Annotated in this window: 13 protein-coding genes; 11 read left to right on the top strand and 2 right to left on the bottom strand. The window is 61.5% G+C overall.

Annotated features, from left to right (window positions below; all coding sequences use genetic code 11):
- The 8 genes from AC6CH8_RS14585 to AC6CH8_RS14550 all read left to right on the top strand — a co-directional run.
- Positions 1 to 2,215, top strand: a 2,215-nt coding sequence (locus tag AC6CH8_RS14585; RefSeq protein WP_498191286.1) for a TolB family protein, incomplete at its 5' end; no start/stop codon positions are given.
- 120 nt (positions 2,216 to 2,335) lie between these two features.
- Positions 2,336 to 3,892 carry a polysaccharide pyruvyl transferase family protein gene (locus tag AC6CH8_RS14580; protein ID WP_498191285.1) on the top strand — a complete coding sequence of 519 codons (1,557 nt, stop codon included), beginning with the start codon at positions 2,336 to 2,338 and terminating at the stop codon, positions 3,890 to 3,892.
- Positions 3,893 to 3,985: 93 nt separating this feature from the next.
- On the top strand, positions 3,986 to 4,858 hold the full coding sequence (locus AC6CH8_RS14575) for an MBL fold metallo-hydrolase (RefSeq protein WP_243836829.1): 873 nt from the start codon (positions 3,986 to 3,988) through the stop codon (positions 4,856 to 4,858).
- A 113-nt stretch (positions 4,859 to 4,971) separates the two neighbouring features.
- On the top strand, positions 4,972 to 6,069 hold the full coding sequence (locus AC6CH8_RS14570; RefSeq protein WP_498191284.1) for a hypothetical protein: 1,098 nt from the start codon (positions 4,972 to 4,974) through the stop codon (positions 6,067 to 6,069).
- 98 nt (positions 6,070 to 6,167) lie between these two features.
- Positions 6,168 to 8,138, top strand: a complete 1,971-nt coding sequence (locus AC6CH8_RS14565) for a beta strand repeat-containing protein (RefSeq protein WP_498191283.1) — start codon at positions 6,168 to 6,170, stop codon at positions 8,136 to 8,138.
- Between the two features lie 545 nt (positions 8,139 to 8,683).
- Positions 8,684 to 9,901: an MFS transporter gene (locus AC6CH8_RS14560; protein WP_498191282.1), complete on the top strand. Its 1,218-nt coding sequence runs from the start codon at positions 8,684 to 8,686 to the stop codon at positions 9,899 to 9,901.
- 170 nt (positions 9,902 to 10,071) lie between these two features.
- A complete protein-coding gene (locus tag AC6CH8_RS14555; protein ID WP_498191281.1) occupies positions 10,072 to 12,852 on the top strand; it encodes a S8 family serine peptidase in 2,781 nt (926 codons plus the stop codon).
- A 203-nt stretch (positions 12,853 to 13,055) separates the two neighbouring features.
- The gene (locus AC6CH8_RS14550; RefSeq protein ID WP_498191280.1) at positions 13,056 to 15,863 is read left to right on the top strand and encodes a S8 family serine peptidase; all 2,808 of its coding nucleotides are present in this window, start codon (positions 13,056 to 13,058) and stop codon (positions 15,861 to 15,863) included.
- Between the two features lie 101 nt (positions 15,864 to 15,964).
- Here AC6CH8_RS14550 and AC6CH8_RS14545 read toward each other — a convergent pair whose 3' ends face one another.
- The gene (locus tag AC6CH8_RS14545; protein ID WP_498191279.1) at positions 15,965 to 17,320 is read right to left on the bottom strand and encodes an acyltransferase family protein; all 1,356 of its coding nucleotides are present in this window, start codon (positions 17,318 to 17,320) and stop codon (positions 15,965 to 15,967) included.
- A 209-nt stretch (positions 17,321 to 17,529) separates the two neighbouring features.
- On the opposite strand from AC6CH8_RS14545, the gene AC6CH8_RS14540 reads away from it, so the two are divergent.
- The gene (locus AC6CH8_RS14540; protein WP_420178715.1) at positions 17,530 to 17,805 is read left to right on the top strand and encodes a hypothetical protein; all 276 of its coding nucleotides are present in this window, start codon (positions 17,530 to 17,532) and stop codon (positions 17,803 to 17,805) included.
- Between the two features lie 134 nt (positions 17,806 to 17,939).
- Here the strand turns inward: AC6CH8_RS14540 and AC6CH8_RS14535 are convergent, their stop codons facing one another.
- Entirely contained in the window at positions 17,940 to 18,848 is a 909-nt protein-coding gene (locus AC6CH8_RS14535; protein ID WP_498191278.1) for a phosphatase PAP2 family protein, read from the bottom strand.
- A gap of 156 nt (positions 18,849 to 19,004) precedes the next feature.
- Here AC6CH8_RS14535 and AC6CH8_RS14530 point away from each other — a divergent pair, with 156 nt between their 5' ends.
- Together AC6CH8_RS14530 and AC6CH8_RS14525 are read left to right on the top strand one after the other, a co-directional pair.
- On the top strand, positions 19,005 to 20,423 hold the full coding sequence (locus AC6CH8_RS14530; protein ID WP_498191277.1) for an extracellular solute-binding protein: 1,419 nt from the start codon (positions 19,005 to 19,007) through the stop codon (positions 20,421 to 20,423).
- Positions 20,420 to 21,385, top strand: coding sequence for a carbohydrate ABC transporter permease (locus tag AC6CH8_RS14525; protein ID WP_498191276.1), 966 nt, complete (start codon positions 20,420 to 20,422; stop codon positions 21,383 to 21,385). Before AC6CH8_RS14530 ends, AC6CH8_RS14525 begins: the two co-directional genes overlap by 4 nt.
- Positions 21,386 to 21,387 lie beyond the last annotated feature (2 nt).

Below are 21,387 nucleotides of genomic sequence, written 5' to 3'. Positions count from 1 at the left end.
GGTCTCCACCGGCGGGTTGCTCGAGGTGAGCGGCACCCCGGTGAGGTCCGAGTTCGTCCCGGAGCCCGACGTCGTGGTTGAACCAGACGCGGCCCCGACCGCGACAAAGCTGGACATGGTCCAACCGTTCGCGGAAGCCTCGGCGGATATCTATTCACGCTCGTTCGCGTGGAAGAAGACGTTCAAGTCCGAGTCGAAGTGGCCCAACCTGACGGGCACCGGATCCATGACAGTTGAGTCGGCCATCAAGGCATCGGCGAAAGCCAAGATGACACTCGAGACAGGGTTTTTGAGTCTGAGAGAAGCCTCTGTGGTGGTGACACCGTCCACGAGCGCCTCCCACTCGATCAAGGTTGGAGGCACGCTGAAGGGGAAAATCAGTGCCCCGCTCGGAGAACTGAACTCGGTCTTCACGTTCATGGCAGGGCCTGTACCGGTGGTAGTGACCACGGAACTGGGAGTTGCCGCCAACCTCACTGTTGAAGGGACAGCTCAGATCGCCTTCACTTCTTCCCAAATTGTTTCCAGTGATCACGGGTTCAAGTACCGCGATGGTTCCTTCAATCTGGTCAACACCAAACCAAACTCACACGGAGTAGAAAACGCCGTCAAAGCCTCAGCCTCACTGACCGCGAAGGCCTCGTTGGATTTTGACGCCAAGGTCAAGCTCTACGGCGTAGTCGGCATCACTTTTGGTGCCGGACCTTTCGTTTCCGCCGCCATCGAAGTGACAAACTCTGGAGAAGGTTTCCAGTGGTCCTGTCCGATAGAGCTGGGCTTCGCTGCAAGGCTCGGCATTGCGGCGGGTATCAGTATCATGGGCATCAATTTGGGTGAATGGACCGACACCACCACGACGGGCTGGACACTCCACGTCACCAACCCCTGTGAGGGCAAACCGGTGATGGCCCCCGAACCCGACCCGGAGCCCACGCCCACCCCGGCGCCAACTCCCACACCGACACCGGGAGACGGCGGAGGTCCAATTGATCTCGTGAATCTCACCCCAGGGAATGTCGAGGGTATCGACATGCCAGCCGCGCCGGCAGTCTCATCCGACGGCCGCTTCGTGGTCTTTGTGTCTGCTTCGCCCGATTTGGCTCTGAATGGGGACGGCAACAATGCGGAGGATGTCTTCGTTCGGGATATGCAAAAGGGACACACCCTGCTTGTCTCGGCCACACCCGCAGGTAGCACAGGCAACGCTAGGTCACATGAGCCTTCCATCTCCGCAGATGGCCGCTACATAGCATTCACTTCCAGATCCTCGGACCTCGTTACGGCGGATCCCAGCAAATTGAGCGACGTTTTCGTTCGTGACATGGTCACGGGAGTCACTTCATTGGTGTCGGCCACATCCGCCGGGGTTTCAGGCAACGGACAGTCCATGGGTCCTTCGATTTCGGCCAGCGGCCGTCTCGTGGCTTTCACCTCGACGGCTGCTGACTTGGTAGCTGGCGATGCCAACGGTTCTAGCGATGTATTTGTACGCGATGTTGCCACGCATACTGCCCGTCTTGTTTCGTTGAACTCCGCAGGCGTTCCCAGCAATGGCTGGTCCAGCGATGCTTCCATTTCGGCCGATGGGAAATTCGTGGCGTTCTCCTCGTCTAGCGCTGATTTCGTGGTCGGAGATTCTCCTGCGGCCTACAGCGACGTGTTCTTACGGGACCTCGAACAGGGCGTCACGCGGCTTGTTTCCGCCACGCCCGCGGACACTGTTGGCAACGATTCGTCCTACCTCCCGTCAATCTCAGGAGATGGTCGATATGTAGCGTTCAGCTCTTTTGCTTCTGACCTAGATGTTAGTGAAGCCGAGGAGTTGACAGGTACTAATGATGTGTTCGTCCGTGACATGGAGACTGGAACTACCCGATTGGTTTCGGTCACTCCAGGAACAGCTCAGCCCAACGATTGGTCACACAGCCCTTCTATTTCGGCTGATGGCCGCGACATTTCCTTCATCTCAACGGGTATGAACATGGTGACAGGTGCGACGATGACAGCCGAAGACGTCTATGTCCGTGACATGAGCACTGGCATTACCCGCTTGGTGACGGTTACGTCGTTCGGTGAGGCCGTGGATGAATGGCACATCCAGCAGTCCATCTCAGGAGACGGTCGATATGTTGTCTTTTCGACTTTTGGAAACGACTTACTCCCGGAGGGACAGCCCGCGGGCCTTGGTATTTTCAGAGCAAAGATCGAGTCCTAGTCGCACCAAAAGAGTGGCTTTCCGCCAACGGCAAGGGCGGATGCCCTTGCCGGATAGCGTGCGTCAATGCGAGACCCGGTACGCTGAAAGCTCCCTTTTGCGTCCAACCACCGGAGTGCCGTGCGAGTCGTAGTTCTTGGAGATATTGGTCAGCCCGTTTATCACGTGGGCGACGAAGCTATGACCCATGCCGTGGTGGACGAACTGCGCGCCAGGGGAGTTTCCGACATTGTCCTGCTGTCCCGGGATCCGGAGCAGAGCACCCGAATTTTCGGGACTTCCTCGGTGAAGACACTTGAATTCCCGTGGCCTCCGCACAGGCGCGAGACGTACCTCCGGGAAATCCGTGCCATCCTCGCGGGCGACATGACTGCCCTCCCCGTTGAGGATCAGGTCCATGCGCTCATCGAGACCATGAAGACTTGCGACGGCGTGGTGATCGCCGGCGGGGGGAACATGACTTCGCCCTACGGCTGGCTGCTCTACGAGCGGGCGGCTGTTGGGGCCATTGCCAAGGCCTTGGGTAAGCCGCTCGTCATTTCCGGACAGACTGTTGGACCCGTCCTCACGGGACCCGACTATGACACAGTGGTCGAGCTTTTCCGATCAGCGACGCTCACCAGCGTCCGCGAGCAGACCTCCTGGGATCTAATGCGGAACGCTGACGTGCCCGCAGGCTTGACGCTCGACGACGCGAGCTTCCTTGAGGTCGACCACGCCCCTGCAACGGGCATCGAACCGGACCAAACCACCTACAAGCCCCAACCTGGCCGACCATTCCTGGTAGCCACGTTCGCGCCCGGTACCGGCGCCATGGATAAGGACGCTTTCAACCAGCGCATCGCTGAGGTGCTGGACAGAATCGCCGACGCCGGGAACCTGGACATCGTGATGATCCCCCACATGTCCCACCCGGGCCAGGCGGACATCGACATCGAAACCCACCAGGACATCCGGCGGAGGATGCACACGGAGAACGTGGTGGTCTGCGGCCAGCTGTCCGCGGAGGAATCCGCGTCGCTGACAATGCAGGCTGACTTTGTGGTGGCGAGCCGGTACCACCCGATTGTCTTCGCACTGTCAGCGTGCGTTCCTTGCCTGGGCATCGCCGTGGATTACTACGGCGAGGTACGTATCGGTGGCGCACTGGCCAACTGGGGCCTGGGCCACACCATGCGTTCCCTGCGGCACCTGGCCACTCCGGAATTCGATACGTACATAGATCAGTTGTGGGCCGGCCGCGACGACATCAGCGCCTACCTGAAGCAACTCAGCCCGACGCAAGGCGAGTTCCAGCGCGCCTGGTGGGACGCCGTCGTCGAGACTTTGAAGGGGGCCAAGCCAGAGGCGCCGGTCCTTGAAAGTCCCGAACCGGCATTCCCTGAACTCGCATCCGGTGAGCATCCGTCCGTGGCCAAGCTGACGGCCAACAATGAACTGCACATCGGCCACCAGTCGGTGGAGCTCTTTGGACTGACCCACGTCCTGGAAGACACCCGGGGGAGCCTCGAAGCTGTGGAAGCGGAGCGGGACCGGCTGCGGGGTGAACTGAACGGACTTACTGAAGCGCTCACAGCAAGGGAGTCCGAGCGCGAGCAACTCCAACACGAGCTTCAGTCGCTGAAGTCCTCTTTGTTGGTACGTGCTGGCCGAAAGCTCAGGCTGCTCCGGCGCTAAGGAACATCCGCCAGCCTTCCAGCGTTCGTACGGGTTCCGTGGGTAGAGTAGAGGCCTGAACATCGCCGGATTGCAGTGGATACGGAGCACGAATTGTCAGCTTGGCTAGAACTCGGACCGGACAACTACGTCTTGGAAACCGAGGGATCGTTACTCAACACCGGACTTGTGGTGGGCTCTGAGCTCGCCATGGTCATCGACACCGGCTGCGGTCCGCGCCAGGGCCGCGAGATCCTCGCTGCAGTCCGCGAAAAGACCCAGCTTCCGCTGGTTGTGGTGAATACCCACGCGCACTACGACCACTTCTTCGGCAACGCAGTATTTGCCGACGACGGCGTCACGGAGTTTTGGGCGCACGCCAACTGTGCGGCGACCATAGAACGCGACGCCGACAACCAGCGACGCTTCGTGGCTACCAACGAACCTGAGATGGCAGCGGGGGAGGGCGACGCCGTCGACATCGTTGTCCCCAATGCACTGGTCCACGACCAGCCTGTCCTCGTTGACCTTGGCGGCATCACCGCGACCCTCTTCTACCTGGGCCGAGCACACACCGACGGCGACCTTCTTGTTGGCACCAGCTCCACGCTGTACGTGGGGGACTTGGTTGAACAGGGCGCGCATCCGTCGTTCGAGGACTCCTATCCGGAAGAGTGGGCGGACGCGCTGCGGCACATCTCGGCCTTGCGCCACCGGTACGAGTTCCTGGTCCCGGGACACGGCAAGCCCGTCAGTGATGAGTTCGTGAAAACCATGGCGGACACCATGAGCACCGCTGTCCGGCAGGCAACACAGTCCATTCGCGACATGCCTTCCGACGCTACCAAGGCCATTCCTGTGCTGCCTTACGGTCCGGAACAATCCCGTTGGTTTATCAAACGGCTTCAGGAAACCAATGCCCAAGGACGTTCGTCATTAGGCACTCCGGACTTTGGACCCGGCATAACCGGTTCCTACCCTTCTTAAACAAGGTTCCTTACAAATTTGTCATCTTGTTTACTCTCAGCCATGGACTAATGGCTTAGTCCCGTCCTAGGATGAAGGCGACCATTGGTTCGCGACTACCTGGGGGTGTCGAGATGAAGGGTTCACGCGTTTTCCCGCGTGCTACCAGCATTCTCCGCTCTGTCATGGTCGCGGGCGCCGGTACCGCAATCTGGATGGCCCTCTCCGCTTCGGCCGCGAGTGCAGACACTGGAACTTCCGATAAAACCCTTCTAGGCAGTGTCGCGTCCTCCAGTTCCGTCAGTGTTCCGGTGCCGAACGTGCCCCTGCCGAACCTGGTCAAAGGAATAGTTCCGACCCAACAGATCAACGTTCATGTGCCAGCGGTGACGCCCATCGTGGAACACGTTGGTGGCACTGTTGATCATGTGGTTGCCGAGCTTCCGGTAGTCAACCAAGTGGTTCCTCCGAATACCGCCGGAACCGTGGTGAACACTGTTGTGGTTCCGGCCACTGACACCGTGGATCACACGGTCAACGTTGTTGTTCCGCCGGTAAATCAAGTTCTGGAACCCGCTCGTTTGGAACCCGTTACAGACGCGGTTAACCCGATCGTGGAACCGATTGTCGGCGTGGTGGATACCGTCTTGGCACCCGTCGAAGCCATCGTCCCGCCGGTAACACTCCCGCCGGTTACTGTCCCGCCCCTGGTCGTGCCGCCTGTTACGGCACCGCCGGTTGTTGACCCCGGGACCTTGCCGGTGACCGGGATGCCGAGTGCGCCAGGCAGCGCCGTTTCTGATGTCCCCGCTACGGCGGACGCTGGCGCTTTGGCGACTACCGGCGTCGTAAGTTCAACGGACGCAACGCTTCCTGAGCCCAGCAAACTGGACGTCCACGCGAACCCTTCAGGGGTGGTCGCTGAAGCTCCAGCGATGCTGACACCCACCCGCAATTTTGGTCCTACAGGGATTACCGCGGTGCTCGGCGGCGCCTCCTCAGCCGCCGATCCCGCGTCGCCATCAAAGTTGCCCACGGACCCTGCGACCGCACCCGCCGGCCTCACGGGAGCCGGTTCCGGCAACTCCCAAAACGGTCCGCCCAGCCAGGCCGCCGCCTTCCTTCACGACGCACTGATCATTCCCGTAGACGCTCTTCCCGGCCTGGAATCGGCCGATGCTGAACAACATCCAAAGCCGGTCTGCTTCGACCCCGGCTCCTCTCCTGACTAGTTCCCCAGCCGGCCGCGCAGCACTTCGCGGCAGACGGTCATTCGGGCGATCCGTCACTCGGACGTCCTTGGGAACAAGGCCTTCAGGAGAGAATCAAAATGAACACGACCATACGCAAGTGCCTCATTGGCACATGCTTTGCCGGGGGCATGATCGTCCTCAGCGCTACTGCGGCAAACGCCGCGGACACCACCAGCGGCAAGGACGGACTCCTTTCCGGAACGCAGGTGGTAGCGCCAGTAACAGCGCCGGTCAGCCTCGGCGGAACATCACTTGGACTGTTGGGGGATTCAGCAGCTACGACGTCCGCGTCGGCACCTGCTGCAGGTTCAGGGTCCGCTACAGCGCCGGCCGCCAGCACCAACGGCGCGAACAGCATCGGCTCCGGAACGCAAGTAGTTGCTCCGGTAACGGTGCCCATAAACCTGGGCTCGTCGTCAGTGGGTCTGCTGGGGGGCTCCACTGAGGCGAGCTCAGCCACACCTGCCGCTCCTGCTTCAGCGGCAAGTTCGACGCCGGCAGCCAGCACCAGCGGCTCCGACGGTATCGCTTCGGGAACCCAGGTTGTGGCACCTGTGACGATCCCCATCACGGTGGGGTCGACGTCGGCCGGTGTACTTGGCGACTCAGCTGCCACATCGGCAGCACCAGCACCAGCTCCTGCTCCGGCACAAGCGCCGGCACAGGCAACCACGTCGGGGGGAGAGGGTATCGCGTCCGGCGCTCAGGTGGTGGCTCCGATTTCGGTCCCTGTTAACATCGGAGCCACTGCCGTGGGTGTTGGCGGAGACTCGGCTGCCACATCCGGAACATCGGCCGGAACATCGGGTTCTTCGGGCTCGTCCGGGACTTCGGCTCCGGCTACGTCGGGTGCTTCCACTTCCGGTTCGGATGGTGTTGGTTCGGGGACCCAGGTGGTTGCTCCGATTACTGCCCCGGTGAATCTTGGTTCGACCTCGGCTGGTGTTTTGGGTGACTCGTCCGCCACGAACACCGGCACCACGGCTGGGACTGCTCCGACGGATACCACCTCCGGGAGCACCACGTCGGGTTCGGATGGCATTGGTTCGGGGACCCAGGTGGTTGCTCCGATTACTGCCCCGGTGAATCCTGGTTCGACCTCGGCTGGTGTTTTGGGTGACTCGTCCGCCACGAACACCGGCACCACCGGCGGAACTGCTCCGACGGGTACTTCGGGTGCTTCCACTTCCGGTTCGGATGGTGTTGCTTCGGGGACTCAGGTAGTCGCCCCGATTACTGCTCCGGTGAACCTTGGTTCGACCTCGGCCGGTCTGTTGGGTGACTCCTCCGCGACGAACATCGGCACTGATACTTCCGGGACTTCGGTTCCGGCTACGTCGGGCGCTTCCACTTCCGGTTCAGATGGCATTGGTTCGGGGACTCAGGTAGTCGCTCCGATTACGGCTCCTGTGAACCTTGGTTCGACCTCGGCTGGTTTGTTGGGTGACTCTTCGGCCACGAACACCGGCACCACCGGCGGAACTGCTCCGACGGGTACGACGCCTGGCAGCACCACTTCCGGCAACGGAGGACTTCTCTCAGGCACTCAGCTGGTCATCCCGATCACTGCTCCTGTCACCGTTGGTTCCACCTCGGTGGGAATCGGCGGCGGCTCGACCGGTACCGTGAACCCGCCAGTTGTGAACCCTCCCGTCGTGAACCCGCCGGTTGTGAACCCGCCGGTTGTGAACCCGCCGGTTGTGAACCCTCCCGTCGTGAACCCGCCTGCCGTCAACCCGCCTGCTGCCGGTGGCAGCCCTAGCGCCGGTGGAGAAACCGGCAGCAACACCCCGGCTGCAGGCTCAACCGGCACGACTGTCGGAGTACAAGCCAGCACACCTGTCGGCACCCGTGCCGGCACCGTAGTAACCGCTGGTAACACCCAGGGTGCAGTGACCGCGGCAGTCTCAACCGCCGTCGGAAGCGCCAACACCTTGGCCAAGACGGGACTGAACGGAACTTGGGTTCTCTGGGCAAGTGCCATGCTCCTGATGGGCTTGGTGCTCGCAGCAGCAGGTCGCCGGAAGGCAGTGGCTAACCTCCGTTAAGCAAGGGAAGCAATCTCATTTCGCATGTAGTTGTTGCGGCTCCGGACTCCCGGAGCCGCAACAACTGCGACCAAGCAGCGGACTTGTGCGCACCCGTACCCGCCGATCGCCCCCGTTACCTCTGGTGCGATTGGCGTGAAGTGGTGCGGGGCTGACCACGAAGGGGAGCGCCGGGCGGCAACGGGTGCGCAGCGCGGAAAACGGTGCGTGCCAGCCAGCCGGGCTCGATCGCACCCGTACCCGCCGATCGACCCTGCTACCTCTGGTGCGATTGGCGTGAAGTGGTGCGGGGCTGACCACGAAGGGGAGCGCCGGGCGGCAACGGGTGCGCAGCGCGGAAAACGGTGCGTGCCAGCCAGCCGGGCTCGATCGCACCCGTACCCGCCGATCGACCCTCTTACCTCTGGTGCGATTGGCGTGAAGTGGTGCGGGGCTGACCACGAAGGGGAGCGCCGGGCGGCAACGGATGCGCAGCAGCCCCGAGCGGGAGTGCGAAACGTAATGTGGCCCCTCGGCCCGCCAAGGACGGTCATAGGATGAAAGGGATGACCACCACCCAAGCAGACAAAAACTTCAGCCTCCGCAGCGTCGCGCTACCGGCATTCGGGCCAGCAGTGCTTTTCTGTCTCGGTGAGGGGGCTGTCCTGCCGGTCATCGCGCTCTCCGCCCGCGACCTCGGCGCATCGGTGGCGGTATCGGCGTTGATCGTGACGCTGATCGGTCTGGGTTCTTGGTTCTTCAATATCCCGGCGTCGATCCTCACTGAGAAGTTCGGCGAACGGTGGTCGATCGTCGGAGCCGGTGCTGTAGGCGCGATCGCCCTCGGCGCGGCAGCCTTCGCACCGCAAATGGAACACGGACTTTGGCTGTTGGCCGCCTCCATGACCCTGGTGGGTATGTCCGCCAGCGTCTTCAACCTCGCTCGGCAAAAATTTCTTACCGAGGCCGTCCCTGTCATGTTCCGCGCTCGAGCCCTCTCGACCCTGGGCGGCGTCACCAGGATCGGCCTCTTCATCGGGCCATTCGTGGGCGCCGGCGTGATGCAGTTCGCCGGAATCAGCGGCGCGTACTGGGTGGGCTTCGGTGGCATGATGGCTGCCGCTGCCTTGTCGCTCACCATCCCGGATCTGGTCGCCCCAAAAGCGGCCGACGGCGGTCCGCCACCTCCCGCGTCCACCTTGCGGAGCGTCGCGGTTTCCCATGCCGGAGTGTTCCTGACGGTCGGCTTCGGCATCCTCCTGCTGAGTGCGTTGCGTGCTTCGCGACAGGTGGTGATCCCGCTGTGGGCGGACCATCTGGGACTTGATGCCACCCACGCTTCGTTGATCTTCGGCTTGTCCGGGGCAATCGACATGCTGGTGTTCTACCCTGCCGGGAAGCTCATGGATAAGAAGGGGCGGCAATGGGTGGCCATCCCGTCCACTGTGATCATGGGGACTGCCTTAATCCTGGTGCCGTTGTCGGCCGGGTTCGTCCCTCTTCTCCTGGTTGCCTTGCTGATCGGTTTCGGCAATGGGATCAGCTCAGGGCTCATCATGACGCTGGGAGCTGACTTCTCGCCGGATAACGGGCGGAGTCACTTCCTGGGCATTTGGCGATTCATGGCCGACTCCGGTGCGACGGGTGGACCCGTGCTGTTGTCCGCGCTGACGGCTGCAATCTCGTTGTCGGCGGGTATCTGGGCCACAGGTGTACTGGGCTTCGCAGCGGCAGTGGTGTTCGCCGTCGCAATTCCACGCCTGAAGCACCGGCGTAACTATTAGCTTTTTTGGGGTGGACTAGCCCCAAGCGCCGGAAGACTCCCAGGGAATTCGCAGGAAAGTCCAAAGTGTGGCTAAACTCATGCTGGCCGCAGTCTCGCGGCCATTTTCCGCGCTCTTGGGGGCGTTTGAGCAGAGGGCGCTGTCTTATGCAGATCCGACGGAGAGCCCGCATGCGCTCTCAAGTAATTTTTGCCGGCATTATCGCAATGGTGGGAGCCGCCCTGCCGGCGCTCCCGGCCGTCGCGGATGAGGTACCGGCTCCATTGCCGAGTGCCGCGGCGGAACCCACGCCGACGGGGACCGGTGTTGTTCCCACAGACCAGTTCATTGTTAAGTTCAAGGATCGGGACGGAATCCAGTCGGCGGACCGCCAAGCGTCCTTCGGGCGTGCAGCCAGGGCAGCGGGCGTTCCTGTTCAAGCCGTCCGAACCACCGCCACAGGTGAAGACGTGATCAAGACAGAGCGAAGGCTTGGCACAGAGGAAGCCAACCAGCTTGTTGCCGCCATGTCGACGGATCCGAACGTGGAATACGCGGAGCCGGACGTCATCATGCGCACGCAAGAGACTTGGTTCAATGACACTTACTTCACTTACCAGTGGGGTCTGGCCCACAACCAAGGTGGCATACTCATGCCCATCGCCTGGGACATCAACCAGGGGCAGGGAAGTGTCGTGGCGGTCATCGACAGCGGAATTCTGAGCCACAGCGATCTGAACGCCAACGTCCTGCCCGGATACGACATGATCAGTGACAGCGGGGTAGCACGAGACGGCAATGGTCGTGACTCAAATCCCCGCGACGAGGGTGATGCTACATCCGCCGGCCAGTGTGCTGCGGGTGAGCCCGCCTCTTCTTCTTCCTGGCACGGTACTCATGTGGCGGGAATTATTGCGGCCGTTGCTGGAAACGGAAAAGGGGTGGCGGGTGTAGCCCCTAAAGCCAAGGTTGTACCTGTTCGCGCCATTGGCACCTGTGGAGGATATGCGTCAGACATTGCAGATAGCGTGATTTGGGCCGTTGGCGGAACAGTGCCTGGGGTCCCGGCCAATGCCAACCCTGCCCGGACAGTCAACATCAGTATCGGTACGGTAGCCACATGCCCGGCAGTCTTTCAGGATGCCCTCCAGGTTGCCCGTGACAAGGGAGCCGTTGTTGTGGTGGCCGCAGGCAACGAGGGAATCGATGCCTCGCAAGCCAGCCCAGCAAATTGCCAGGACGTCATTGCCGTTGGTGCGAGCACCCGGACTAACACCAAGGCGTACTACTCAAACTACGGAGCGGCCATCGATGTCACCGCGCCCGGCGGGGACATGCGCTATGACGTGCTCGACGGAATCGTATCAACCCTCAACAACGGCACGGATCGTGCCACAACTGAGGACTATTACATCAAGTCGGGAACGTCCATGGCGGCCCCGCACGTAGCCGGTGTTGCCGCCATGATGCTATCGGAACTGCCTGCTCTGACACCCGCGGCGGTGGAACAAAAACTGAAGGCAACAGCATCGGCACCCAGTTGCAATGTCTGCGGCGCGGGGCTTATCAATGCGACGGGTGCACTCCGTAACGTTGAAGAGGAAGCTTTAGTCATCACCGCTGGTAAACCCAGCATTAAGGGTGAGCCCGTTGTGGGCCGGACTGTCACCGTGGACTACGGGAACTGGACGTACAACTCCCTGGCTCAATGGTCCCGCCAATGGAAACGTAACGGCATTGATATTCCGTCTGCTACGGACTATTCATATACGTTGGCGCCGGAGGATCTGGGCACGGCAATCACTGTGACTGTGACCGCAAAGATGAATTTCACACCGACGGCCTCTGCCACGTCCGTCCCAACGGCCGCGGTCAAGCCCGGGTTGCTGTCGGCTGTTGAGCCCACTCTCAGCGGGTCAGCTTATGTCGGGAACGCTTTGACGGTTGACCCTGGTACGTGGGGGCCGGAACCGGTGGAACTCTCGTATCAGTGGTATCGGGCAGGAACTTTGATTGCCGACGCCACTGAGCCCATATACACCCCTTCCGACCCAGATGCAGGAAAGACGCTAACCGCGACGGTCACTGGTACGAAGCTGGCTTACGGTACGGTCTCCAAGAGCACAAAGCCGACTGCCGTTGTAGTTACCGCCGATAAAGCAGTCTCTCCAGCACCGGTTGTTTTCGCCGAGGCTCCGTACATGGTTGATGACAAGTACACCGTTCCGGCCACAGATGGCGTGGACTATCAGATTAACGGCGTGACCGTTCCTGCGGGCACATACCCGGCACGGGGACAGGTGAAGGTGACAGCAATGCTGCACGCCGGGTACGCCCTGGCACGAGATGCAGCTGCCCAGTGGATCACATTCTTCAGTACCAAAGGCCCGGAATTCGTGGCTCCAGCCGTTTCACCTTTCAAGGATGTCCTGACGACACAGCAGTTCTACAAGGAAATGTCGTGGATGGCTGACCGCAAAATATCCACGGGGTGGGTTGAGGCAGACAAGTCGGTCACGTACCGGCCTCTGGCACAGATTAATCGTGACGCCATGGCAGCATTCCTCTACCGCATGGCTGGTTCGCCGGAGTACACACCGCCTGCCCAGTCGCCATTCAAAGACGTGCGGACCACCCAGCAGTTCTACAAGGAAATGGCATGGTTGGCTGAGACCGGCATTTCGTCCGGGTGGACGGAGAACGGTGCGCGTTTGTACAAGCCGTTGACCCCTATCAACCGTGACGCCATGGCAGCATTCCTCTACCGCCTGGCAAACAAGCCTGACTACGTGGCCCCGCCGTGGCTGCCCTTCAACGACGTAAGCGCGAGTCAGCAGTTCTACAAGGAGATGGCTTGGATGTACGAATCGGGTATCTCTTCCGGCTGGAGGGACGCGTATGTCAGCCTTTACAAGCCGCTGTCGCCCGTCAACCGCGATGCCATGGCTGCTTTCCTGTACCGGATGCCATAGCGCACGATCGCGAAGAACAAGCGAAAATCAACCGGGGCGGGTTGCAGAACTTCTGCAGCTCGCCCCTGCCCTTTTTGAAGCGACCTCCCAGACTCACAGGGAATTCGCAGGAAAGTCCAAACTGTGGCTAAACTCATGCTGGCCGCACTCTCGCGGCCATTTTTTCGCGCTCTTGGGGGCGTCATAGTAGAGGGCGCTGTTTTATGCAGATCCGACGGAGAGCCAGTGTGCGCTCTCAAGTAATTGTTGCGGGCGTTATCGCCCTGGTTGGTGCCGCCCTTCCGGCACTCCCGGCCGTAGCGGATGAAACACCGGCGCCTATGCCGAGTGCCGCACCTAAAACGATGTCCACCAGCTCCGAGGAAATTCCCACGGATCAGTTCATCGTGAAGTTCAAAGAACGGGACGGCATTCAATCGGCCGACCGGAAGTCGTCGTTCGGCCGGGCGGCCAGTGCCGTGGGCGTACCTGTTGAATCCGTGCGCACCATGGCCACCGGTGAAGAAGTGGTCAAGACCGATCGGAAACTCGGTGCGGCAGAAGCCAGCGAGCTCGTTTCCACTTTGGCGGCTGACCCGAGCGTTGAGTACGCCGAGCCTGACTCCATCATGAGGCCGTTTGCTACCTCGCCTAATGACACCTATTACAACCTCCAGTGGGCGCACGGCACAGGTAACGGTGGCATGGGCGTACTTGGTGCGTGGGATGTAAGCCAGGGTGAGGGGAGCGTTGTTGCGGTTATCGACAGCGGCATCCTGAACCACAGCGACCTGAACGCGAACGTCCTTCCCGGCTACGACATGATCAGCGAACCGGAAATTGCCCGCGACGGTAACGGCCGTGACTCAAACCCACGTGATGAAGGCGACGGGTCGTACTACGAACAGTGCGGCGTGGGCTGGCCTTCTGAAGCGTCCTCGTGGCACGGAACGCATGTAGCAGGAATTATTGGTGCCGTTGCCGGGAATGGCAAGGGAGTTGCCGGGGTGGCCCCCAAGGCAAAGATTGTCCCGGTTCGAGCACTGGGTATCTGCGGCGGCTACATTTCAGACATCGCCGACGCGATCGTCTGGGCCGCTGGCGGAACTGTTGCCGGAGTCCCTGCAAACGCCAATCCCGCACGCGTTATCAACCTCAGCCTCGGCGGCCGCGGAGTTTGCCCGGCCTCGTACCAGAATGCAACAGATTTTGCCCGCGGCAAGGGTGCTTCCGTAGTAGTCGCTGCAGGCAACGAGAACATTGACGCATCGCAGGTCAGGCCGGCCAACTGCAAAAACGTTCTGGTTGTTGGAGCAACTAAGAAGGACGGCAACAAGGCCTATTACTCCAACTTCGGCGTGAACGTGGATGTTGCTGCGCCGGGTGGCGACATGAGGTTTTCCGGTGCCGACGGCATCGTGTCTACGCTGAACAATGGCCAGGACATTGCCACAACCGAGGACTACTTCCTCAAAGAAGGCACCTCCATGGCTGCCCCGCATGTAGCTGCGGTGGCCGCGATGATGTACTCCAAGCTGCCCGCGCTGACCCCCGCCGACATCGAACAGCGTATGAAGGAGACAGCCCGGCCGGTCTACAACTGTAACTGCGGGGCCGGTTTTGTGGACGCTGGCAAGGCCCTCAAGATGCTCGCTGAAGATGTAGCGCCCATTATTCCAGGAACGCCCACCATCTATGGTCAGACCAAGGTGGGCGCGATGCTGACCGCCAATCCGGGATACTGGAGCCCAGGCCAGGTACTCAAGAGCTACCAATGGCTGCGCAACGGGGAGCCCATTCCCTACCAGAGGCTTGACCAGTACGTGCTTGCCCCCGAAGACGCAAACGCAGTCATCTCGGTGAGGGTAACCGGAGCGAAGACGTATGCCGCGAGCGTGCCGGCAACCTCAGCCCCTACTGCCCCCATCACGCCTGCGGATATCTACTCCGTAGCCCCGAAGATCACTGGCCCAGCCTACGTCGGCAGTGTCTTGAAAGCAGACGTGCAGCCCTGGGGGCCGGCTCCGGTAGCCCTCGCATACGAATGGAAGCGTAACGAGGATCCGATTGCCGGAGCCACAGGTTCCGAGTACAGCATCACGGAGACTGATATCGGTGCGACGATCACTGTGACGGTGACAGGCACCAAACTTGGCCACACCACTGTGTCCTTGACCAGCGAAGCCACTGCTGCAGTCCTGCCGGCTGACAAGGCTGTAACCCCCGGGGCTGCCGAGTTCGTGGACGCTCCGCTTACCGACCAGGACACCTACACCATCCCTGAAACGGAGGGTGTCGAGTATCGAATCGCCGGTGAAGTAGCTATGCCGGGAACCCATCCAGCAACAGGCCGGGTCACGGTCACAGCAGCGGCCAAGGATGGTTTCGTGCTCAAAGCAGGTTCGACTGTGGAGTGGACGGAACGCTTCAGCGCCAAGGGCCCGGACTTTGTGCCTCCCGCTGTATCGCCCTTCAAGGATGTGCTGACAACTCAGCAGTTCTACCGGGAAATGGCATGGATGGCTGACGCTGGAATCTCCAAGGGTTGGGTTGAGGCGGACAACTCTGTCACCTACCGCCCACTGACCGCGATCAACCGCGATGCCATGGCAGCCTTCCTGTACCGCATCGCTGGTTCCCCGGATTACACCGCACCGGCTCAGTCCCCGTTCAAGGACGTATCCACCACCCAGCAGTTCTACAAAGAGATGGCCTGGCTGGCAGAAAAGGGAATCTCCTCCGGTTGGACCGAGGGCGACGGCTCCAAGACCTACAGGCCCCTGACGCCGATCAACCGCGATGCCATGGCGGCATTCCTCTACCGCTTGGCTGAGAAGCCGGACTTCCAGGAACCCGCTACATCACCGTTCCACGATGTGCTCACCACGCAGCAGTTCTACAAGGAAATGGCTTGGATGCTGGAGATGGAAATCTCCACAGGCTGGCTGGAAGCCAATGGCTCACGCAGCTACAAACCGCTTTCACCCATCAACCGCGATGCTATGGCAGCGTTCCTGTACCGCATGCCATAGCTGCTCGTTGAGGTCGCTGCTTAGTGACCCTCTTTGAACCAACGACGGCCGCCGAACAACCTGATCAGGTTGTTCGGCGGCCGTTTGGTTTTCCAAGAAGGTCAGGAAGCCACGGATCCCGTTGAGAGAATCCGCGGAGTCTTCCACGCCCTGTCCGGAACCTTGCCGGACACCAGAGCCACGGCGATCACCAGCAGCACCAGCCCCCACGTAGCATTCACGACGTCAAGCGCCGACCTCATCACCACGAACGGCGGGATGATGGCCAGGACAGTTCCGGCAACGATGCGCCACATGGCGGGCCGGACCGCACCAGGGGCCAGCGCAGTGCTTGCGAGCTCCAGTCGGACCAGAGGGGTGGAAACCAGCAGCACCATCGCCCACGCGGCCACATAAAACAGTGGCCGGCTGAGCCACCACTCGGTGCTGGCGGGCTCGGGGAACGGCAGGCGAAGGACCAGTGCAATCCCAAACATTGCGATGATCAACGGCAGGTGCCACAGGTAAATGGTCATTGCCCGGCTACCCACCACGAACATCACCTTCTGCACCCAGCCGACGCCCACGCATCGCTGCAGCACCGGATACACGGCTTTCACCAAAAGAATGTGGGCCAGTCCCACCAGGATCAGCGGGAACATGGGCGGGTTTTGGCTGGTCAGCATGTCCACGGGGTAGGGACCGGCGTGTGTCAGCGGAACCATCACGGCGTAGCAGCCGCCAGCGGCAAGAACGAGCTTCCACTTGGCGAAGCGGTCAAAGAAGCCGTCGGCGTAGAAAAACCCCAGCTGCTGCAGAAGTCCCCAAACGAACACCATATTCAGCAGGCCGATCGGGTTCGAATCGAAGCCCCACGGGTTGCGCTCCAAGCCCAAGCGAAGAACATCAACGACGACGGCGCCCGCAGCCAGTGCTGCGATGGTTCGGTAGGGCGCTGCCTCGTGAAACCTGGCCATCGTAGGAACCATGGCCTGGCAGATCAGGTACGCGGCCAGGAACCACAGCTGCACGCCGGCGCCCGCAGCGATAACGGCGAGCAGATCAGCGGGGACACCAGCCGCCGTCGCACTCCACAGCGCAATGGCGAGGAAGATGTAAAGGGCGACCGTGGGTCGGACCAGTCGCAGGACCCGGTTCCTGAGGTAGTCGCCGGCGTCACCGCCCTTGCGTTGCAGGCTGCGCCACGACGTGAGCGAAGCAAAGCCGCCCACCACGAAGAAGAGCGGCATGACCTGGCCGAACCATGTCCCTTGGGCAAACCAGCTCAGGGATGTAAGGGGATTGCCCACGCCGATGCCGGACTCGTCCACGCTGATCCCCATCATGAGCAAATGAACGGCAACAACGGCAAACATGCAGGCGACGCGGATGAAGTCGACCACCAAATCGCGGGAGGCCGGGACGGCGAGACTTTGGGCATCACTTCGGTGCGAGGCGGATCTGAGGGTAGATGACATGGGAGCTCCTGGGATTAGCCGCTGTTTGTCCATCGATTGGAATAACTGTAACCCATGGAGAGCGGCCAGTCGACGTAATCCTCAGAAACGTTGGAACTTACGGGTCAGGATCGGCATGGCCGGGCGTAGCCTTGGAGAGGACCGCACTCACGATCCTTCGAGGTTTCACGCGGCGCATTTCATGAATCCACCCCCACCAATGAAGGGCAGTGCTGATTGTTATGCACATCAAAGAATTTTGGGACCAGCTCTCACCGGACACGCAGCAGTGGCTCATCGACAATCCGGGAACCATGATTGTGCCGAGGACCGTCACAGCGATCATTAATGGGGAAACGGGAGAGAACGAAGGTGTCGACGCCCACGGTGGCACGCACCTCACGGATGAGGATCGGCACTTCATTCATGAGCAGGCGCGGTCGCGTGCTGGATCTGCTCCTGCGGAGGAGCCCAAGTTCTTCGACTCGGTAGGGCCGGCGGATTAGGAGCCTGGGGCTGCGCGCCCTTTAGCGCCGTCCGCCCCCGTAACCACTGGTGCGCGGGGCGCGAAAGGGTGCGCCGCCGTCGTGCTTGTGGTGCGCGGGGCGCGAAAGGGTGTGCCGCCGTCGCAATAAAGGCGCTAGCCCTTGCGCGCCGCCAGGCCGAACAGCCACGTGCCGCCGAGCGCAGACAGGTATCCGGCAATCACGATGAAGGCGGTGCCGGCCCAGAAGTAGTCGATGGTGCTGTCTGTGCTGAGGTCGGGCACCTGCAGCAGCGAGTAGACCGCCACGAAGCCGGCGATCACAAGCGCCACAACAGTGAGCCAGACCCACAGTCGCGAGGCGGCCCAGTGCTCGCCGTACCCCTTCCACACATTCCAGCTGTTGCCGGTGCGGAGGATGAGCCAACCCGCGGGGAGCATGACGGCGGCTACCACCAGGAAAGCAGCGACGACGTCGGCGGGGCGATGCCACTGGTTGATGAGTGTGGAGACTCCCGTGGCTACTGCGAACGTGCTGCCGAGGAAGCCTGCCAGTGGACGCCAGCGGGGCGAAACCATGAGGAACACCGCAGCTGCAGCGGAGGCGGCCAACGTGGTGTGCCCGGAGGGGAGTGAGTTCAGTTCAAGTGTCTGGACGCCGCGGTCGGGCCTGTCCGGGATGAGGAGCTTGAGGATCTGCGTGGCGGCGTTGGCGGCGATGCATGCTGCGACTGCGATTCCGGCTGCGGTCCAGCGTCGGCGGGCGACGGTCACGAAGAGGACCATGATCGCGGCGATGGCCAGTGAGAGCATGGGAAGCATGTCCAGGAATTCGGTGGAGGCCCTGCCGGCTGTTCCGCCCAGTACGGTTGCTTCGACCAGTGCGGACTCGTCAATGAACTGGCCTGCGGTGGTGCGCACAAAGAAGTAGTACGTCGCGGCCAAGCCAACGGCGCTGGCGATCGTAGCGAGGCAAAAGAGGAAGCCTTTACCGGCGCCTGCGTCGCGTCCTTGAAGCGGCCGTGTGCTCGACCTTCCGCTGGTGCGGAATTGCTGGGAACTCATTCTGACTAGACTGCCACAGTTCTCTGGACGGCTCGTGTGAGTCACCCCTTGAGCGTGGCGGGTCCTAGTGAGACGTCGGCAACATTCCTGTGACGCTTGACGCGTGTTAGGTCACAGGTTTAAGCTTCCTAACACGTGTTAGGGAAGGAAATCCACATGTCGGGAACCAATAGGGCTTTGCGTGAATTCACACGTAGAAGTGCCCTCACAGCCCTCGGCGCCGGAATTGTTGGAGTCACCGCGGCGTCGTGGCCGCGCCTGACGGGGGCAGACATTCCAGGCCGGGGAGACAACAGCCTCAGCATCGCCATCATGGGCACCGCCGCAGACGCCGCAGCCCGCCAGAAAGTCATTGACGCTTTCGCGAAGGTCCACCCCGAAATCAAGGTCAAGGTCCAGGCGATCCAGGCCGTGGACTGGAAGGACTTCTTCACCAAGATCCTCACCATGGTTGCCGCAGGGACGCCGCCGGACGTGGTGTACGTGGCAACGGAAGGCGCCCAGCTCTTCGCCGAGAAGCTGGCCCACCCGCTGGATGAGTACCTGCGCCGCGACGCCGACCATATGAAGGAATACTTCCAGGACGTCCACCCCAGCTTGGTGGAAGCGTTCATGTACAAAGGCAGCCTGTTCCAGCTCCCCATCGACTGGAACGCAGCCAACATGTACTACAACACCGCATCGCTCCGCTCGGCAGGCCTTGAACGGCCCTCCGACAACTGGACGCACACGGACTTCCGCAGCACACTCGCCGCGATGAAGAAGGCCAATCCAGCTGACTTCACCCCTTACTACTGGACCAACCGTCTCTTTGGCGGAGTGGTGCCGTGGCTGTACGCGAACGACACCAGCTTCCTCAAGGAAACCAAGTCACCGGGCGGCGAGTGGCTGTGGGACGGCTTCTACGCCAACGACCCCACGCGCAGCCTCCGCTCCGGCGGCTACCAGTGGCTCGAGCCCAACGCCGATGATCCCCGCGTCTTCGAATCCTTCGACTACCTCCGCGGACTCGTCAAAGACGGATTGGGTGTCCGGCCGGAGGAAGGCGGCGGCAGCGCCCTGATCGGCCTCTTTGCCTCCAACAGGATAGGTACGACGCCGGCAGGCGGCTACTGGGTGCAAGGCCTCCACGAGGCGGGGATGACAGAGAACGACTTCGACGTCCAGTTCTTCCCGAAATGGCGGACCCAGCGCCACCAGTTCGGCACGGCAGGCTACGCGATCATGAAGACCGCCAAGGATAAGGATGCCGCGTGGGAATGGGTGAAGTTCAGCTCCAGCCGCGAAGCCATGCAGATCGTGTTCCCCACGCCGAACACCACACCCGCCCGGCGCTCCATGGTCAACGAGCAGCTCTACGCCGGAACCGGTCCGCGGAACTGGAAGGTCTTCTACGACACCCTGGACAAGTTCCCCACCACAGGTCCCATCCCAGCGCCACCCCAGCAGGCCGCCGTCGAAACCGCCCTGATGAAAAACGTAAGCCTGGCTGTCAGTGGTGACGAGCGGCAACTCAAGGACGCCCTCAGTTCCATGCAGCGCGACCTTGAACTGGCCCTAAGGAGGCAGCCATGAGCACCGCAACCAGTACACCTACGGGGACGGGGAGCGAGCCGGGCCGCCGCCATGCCGCCCACAAGAACGAACAAGGCTCCAAGCGCGGACGCGTGCAGCAACGCTGGCTACCCTGGGCCTTCCTTGCGCCGACCATCGTGGGCATGGGCATCTTCACCCTGCTGCCGATCGTCGCCTCGATCGCGCTCGCATTCTTCCGCTGGGACATCATCTCAGCACCGACGTTCGTTGGCTTCGACAACTTCGCCGAGGTGGTCCAGGACCCCACCGTCCGGGTGTCGTTCCTCAACACCATAGTGTTCGTGGTGGTGGCTGTTGCCCTCCAACTCGGACTGGCTCTTGGCCTGGCCATCATGGTGCAGGAGAAGCTCCCGGCCTGGCTCAGGGTGTTCTTCCGCTCGGCTTTCTTCTTCCCGTTGACCCTGTCCGCGGCGTCGGTATCGATCTTTATGCGGTACCTCTTCAACGAACAATTCGGCGTCGTGAACTGGCTGCTGTCCATAGTTGGCATCCCAGCGGTTCCGTGGCTGACGACGCCAAGCGGGTCGGCCGCCGTCGTGATTCTTGTGTACGTATGGCAGAACTTCGGGTTCTCGTTCCTGCTGTTCATCGGGGGTCTTGCCTCGATTCCGGTGGAGACATACGAGGCCGCGTCGATCGACGGTGCGACAGGCTGGCGCAAGCACTGGTTCGTCACCCTTCCGCTGCTTAGCCCCACCACCCTGGTGGCCTCGGTCATGGCGATCATCAACGCACTGCAGGTGTTCGACCAGCCCTACGTTCTCACCCGCGGTGGGCCCGGCGACTCGACACGCACGGCCGTGATGGTGATCTTCGAATCCGCATTCCAGCGCCTCGAGTTCGGCCAGGCCTCGGCGATCGGCGTGATCCTGACGCTCATCATCATGGCCATCACTGCCGCGCAGTTCCGGCTCAGCAAACGATTCGTCTTCTACCAGTAAGG

The sequence above is a fragment of the Paenarthrobacter sp. GQ52 genome, from assembly GCF_059759005.1.
This window is presented reverse-complemented; position numbering and strand designations above follow the sequence as displayed.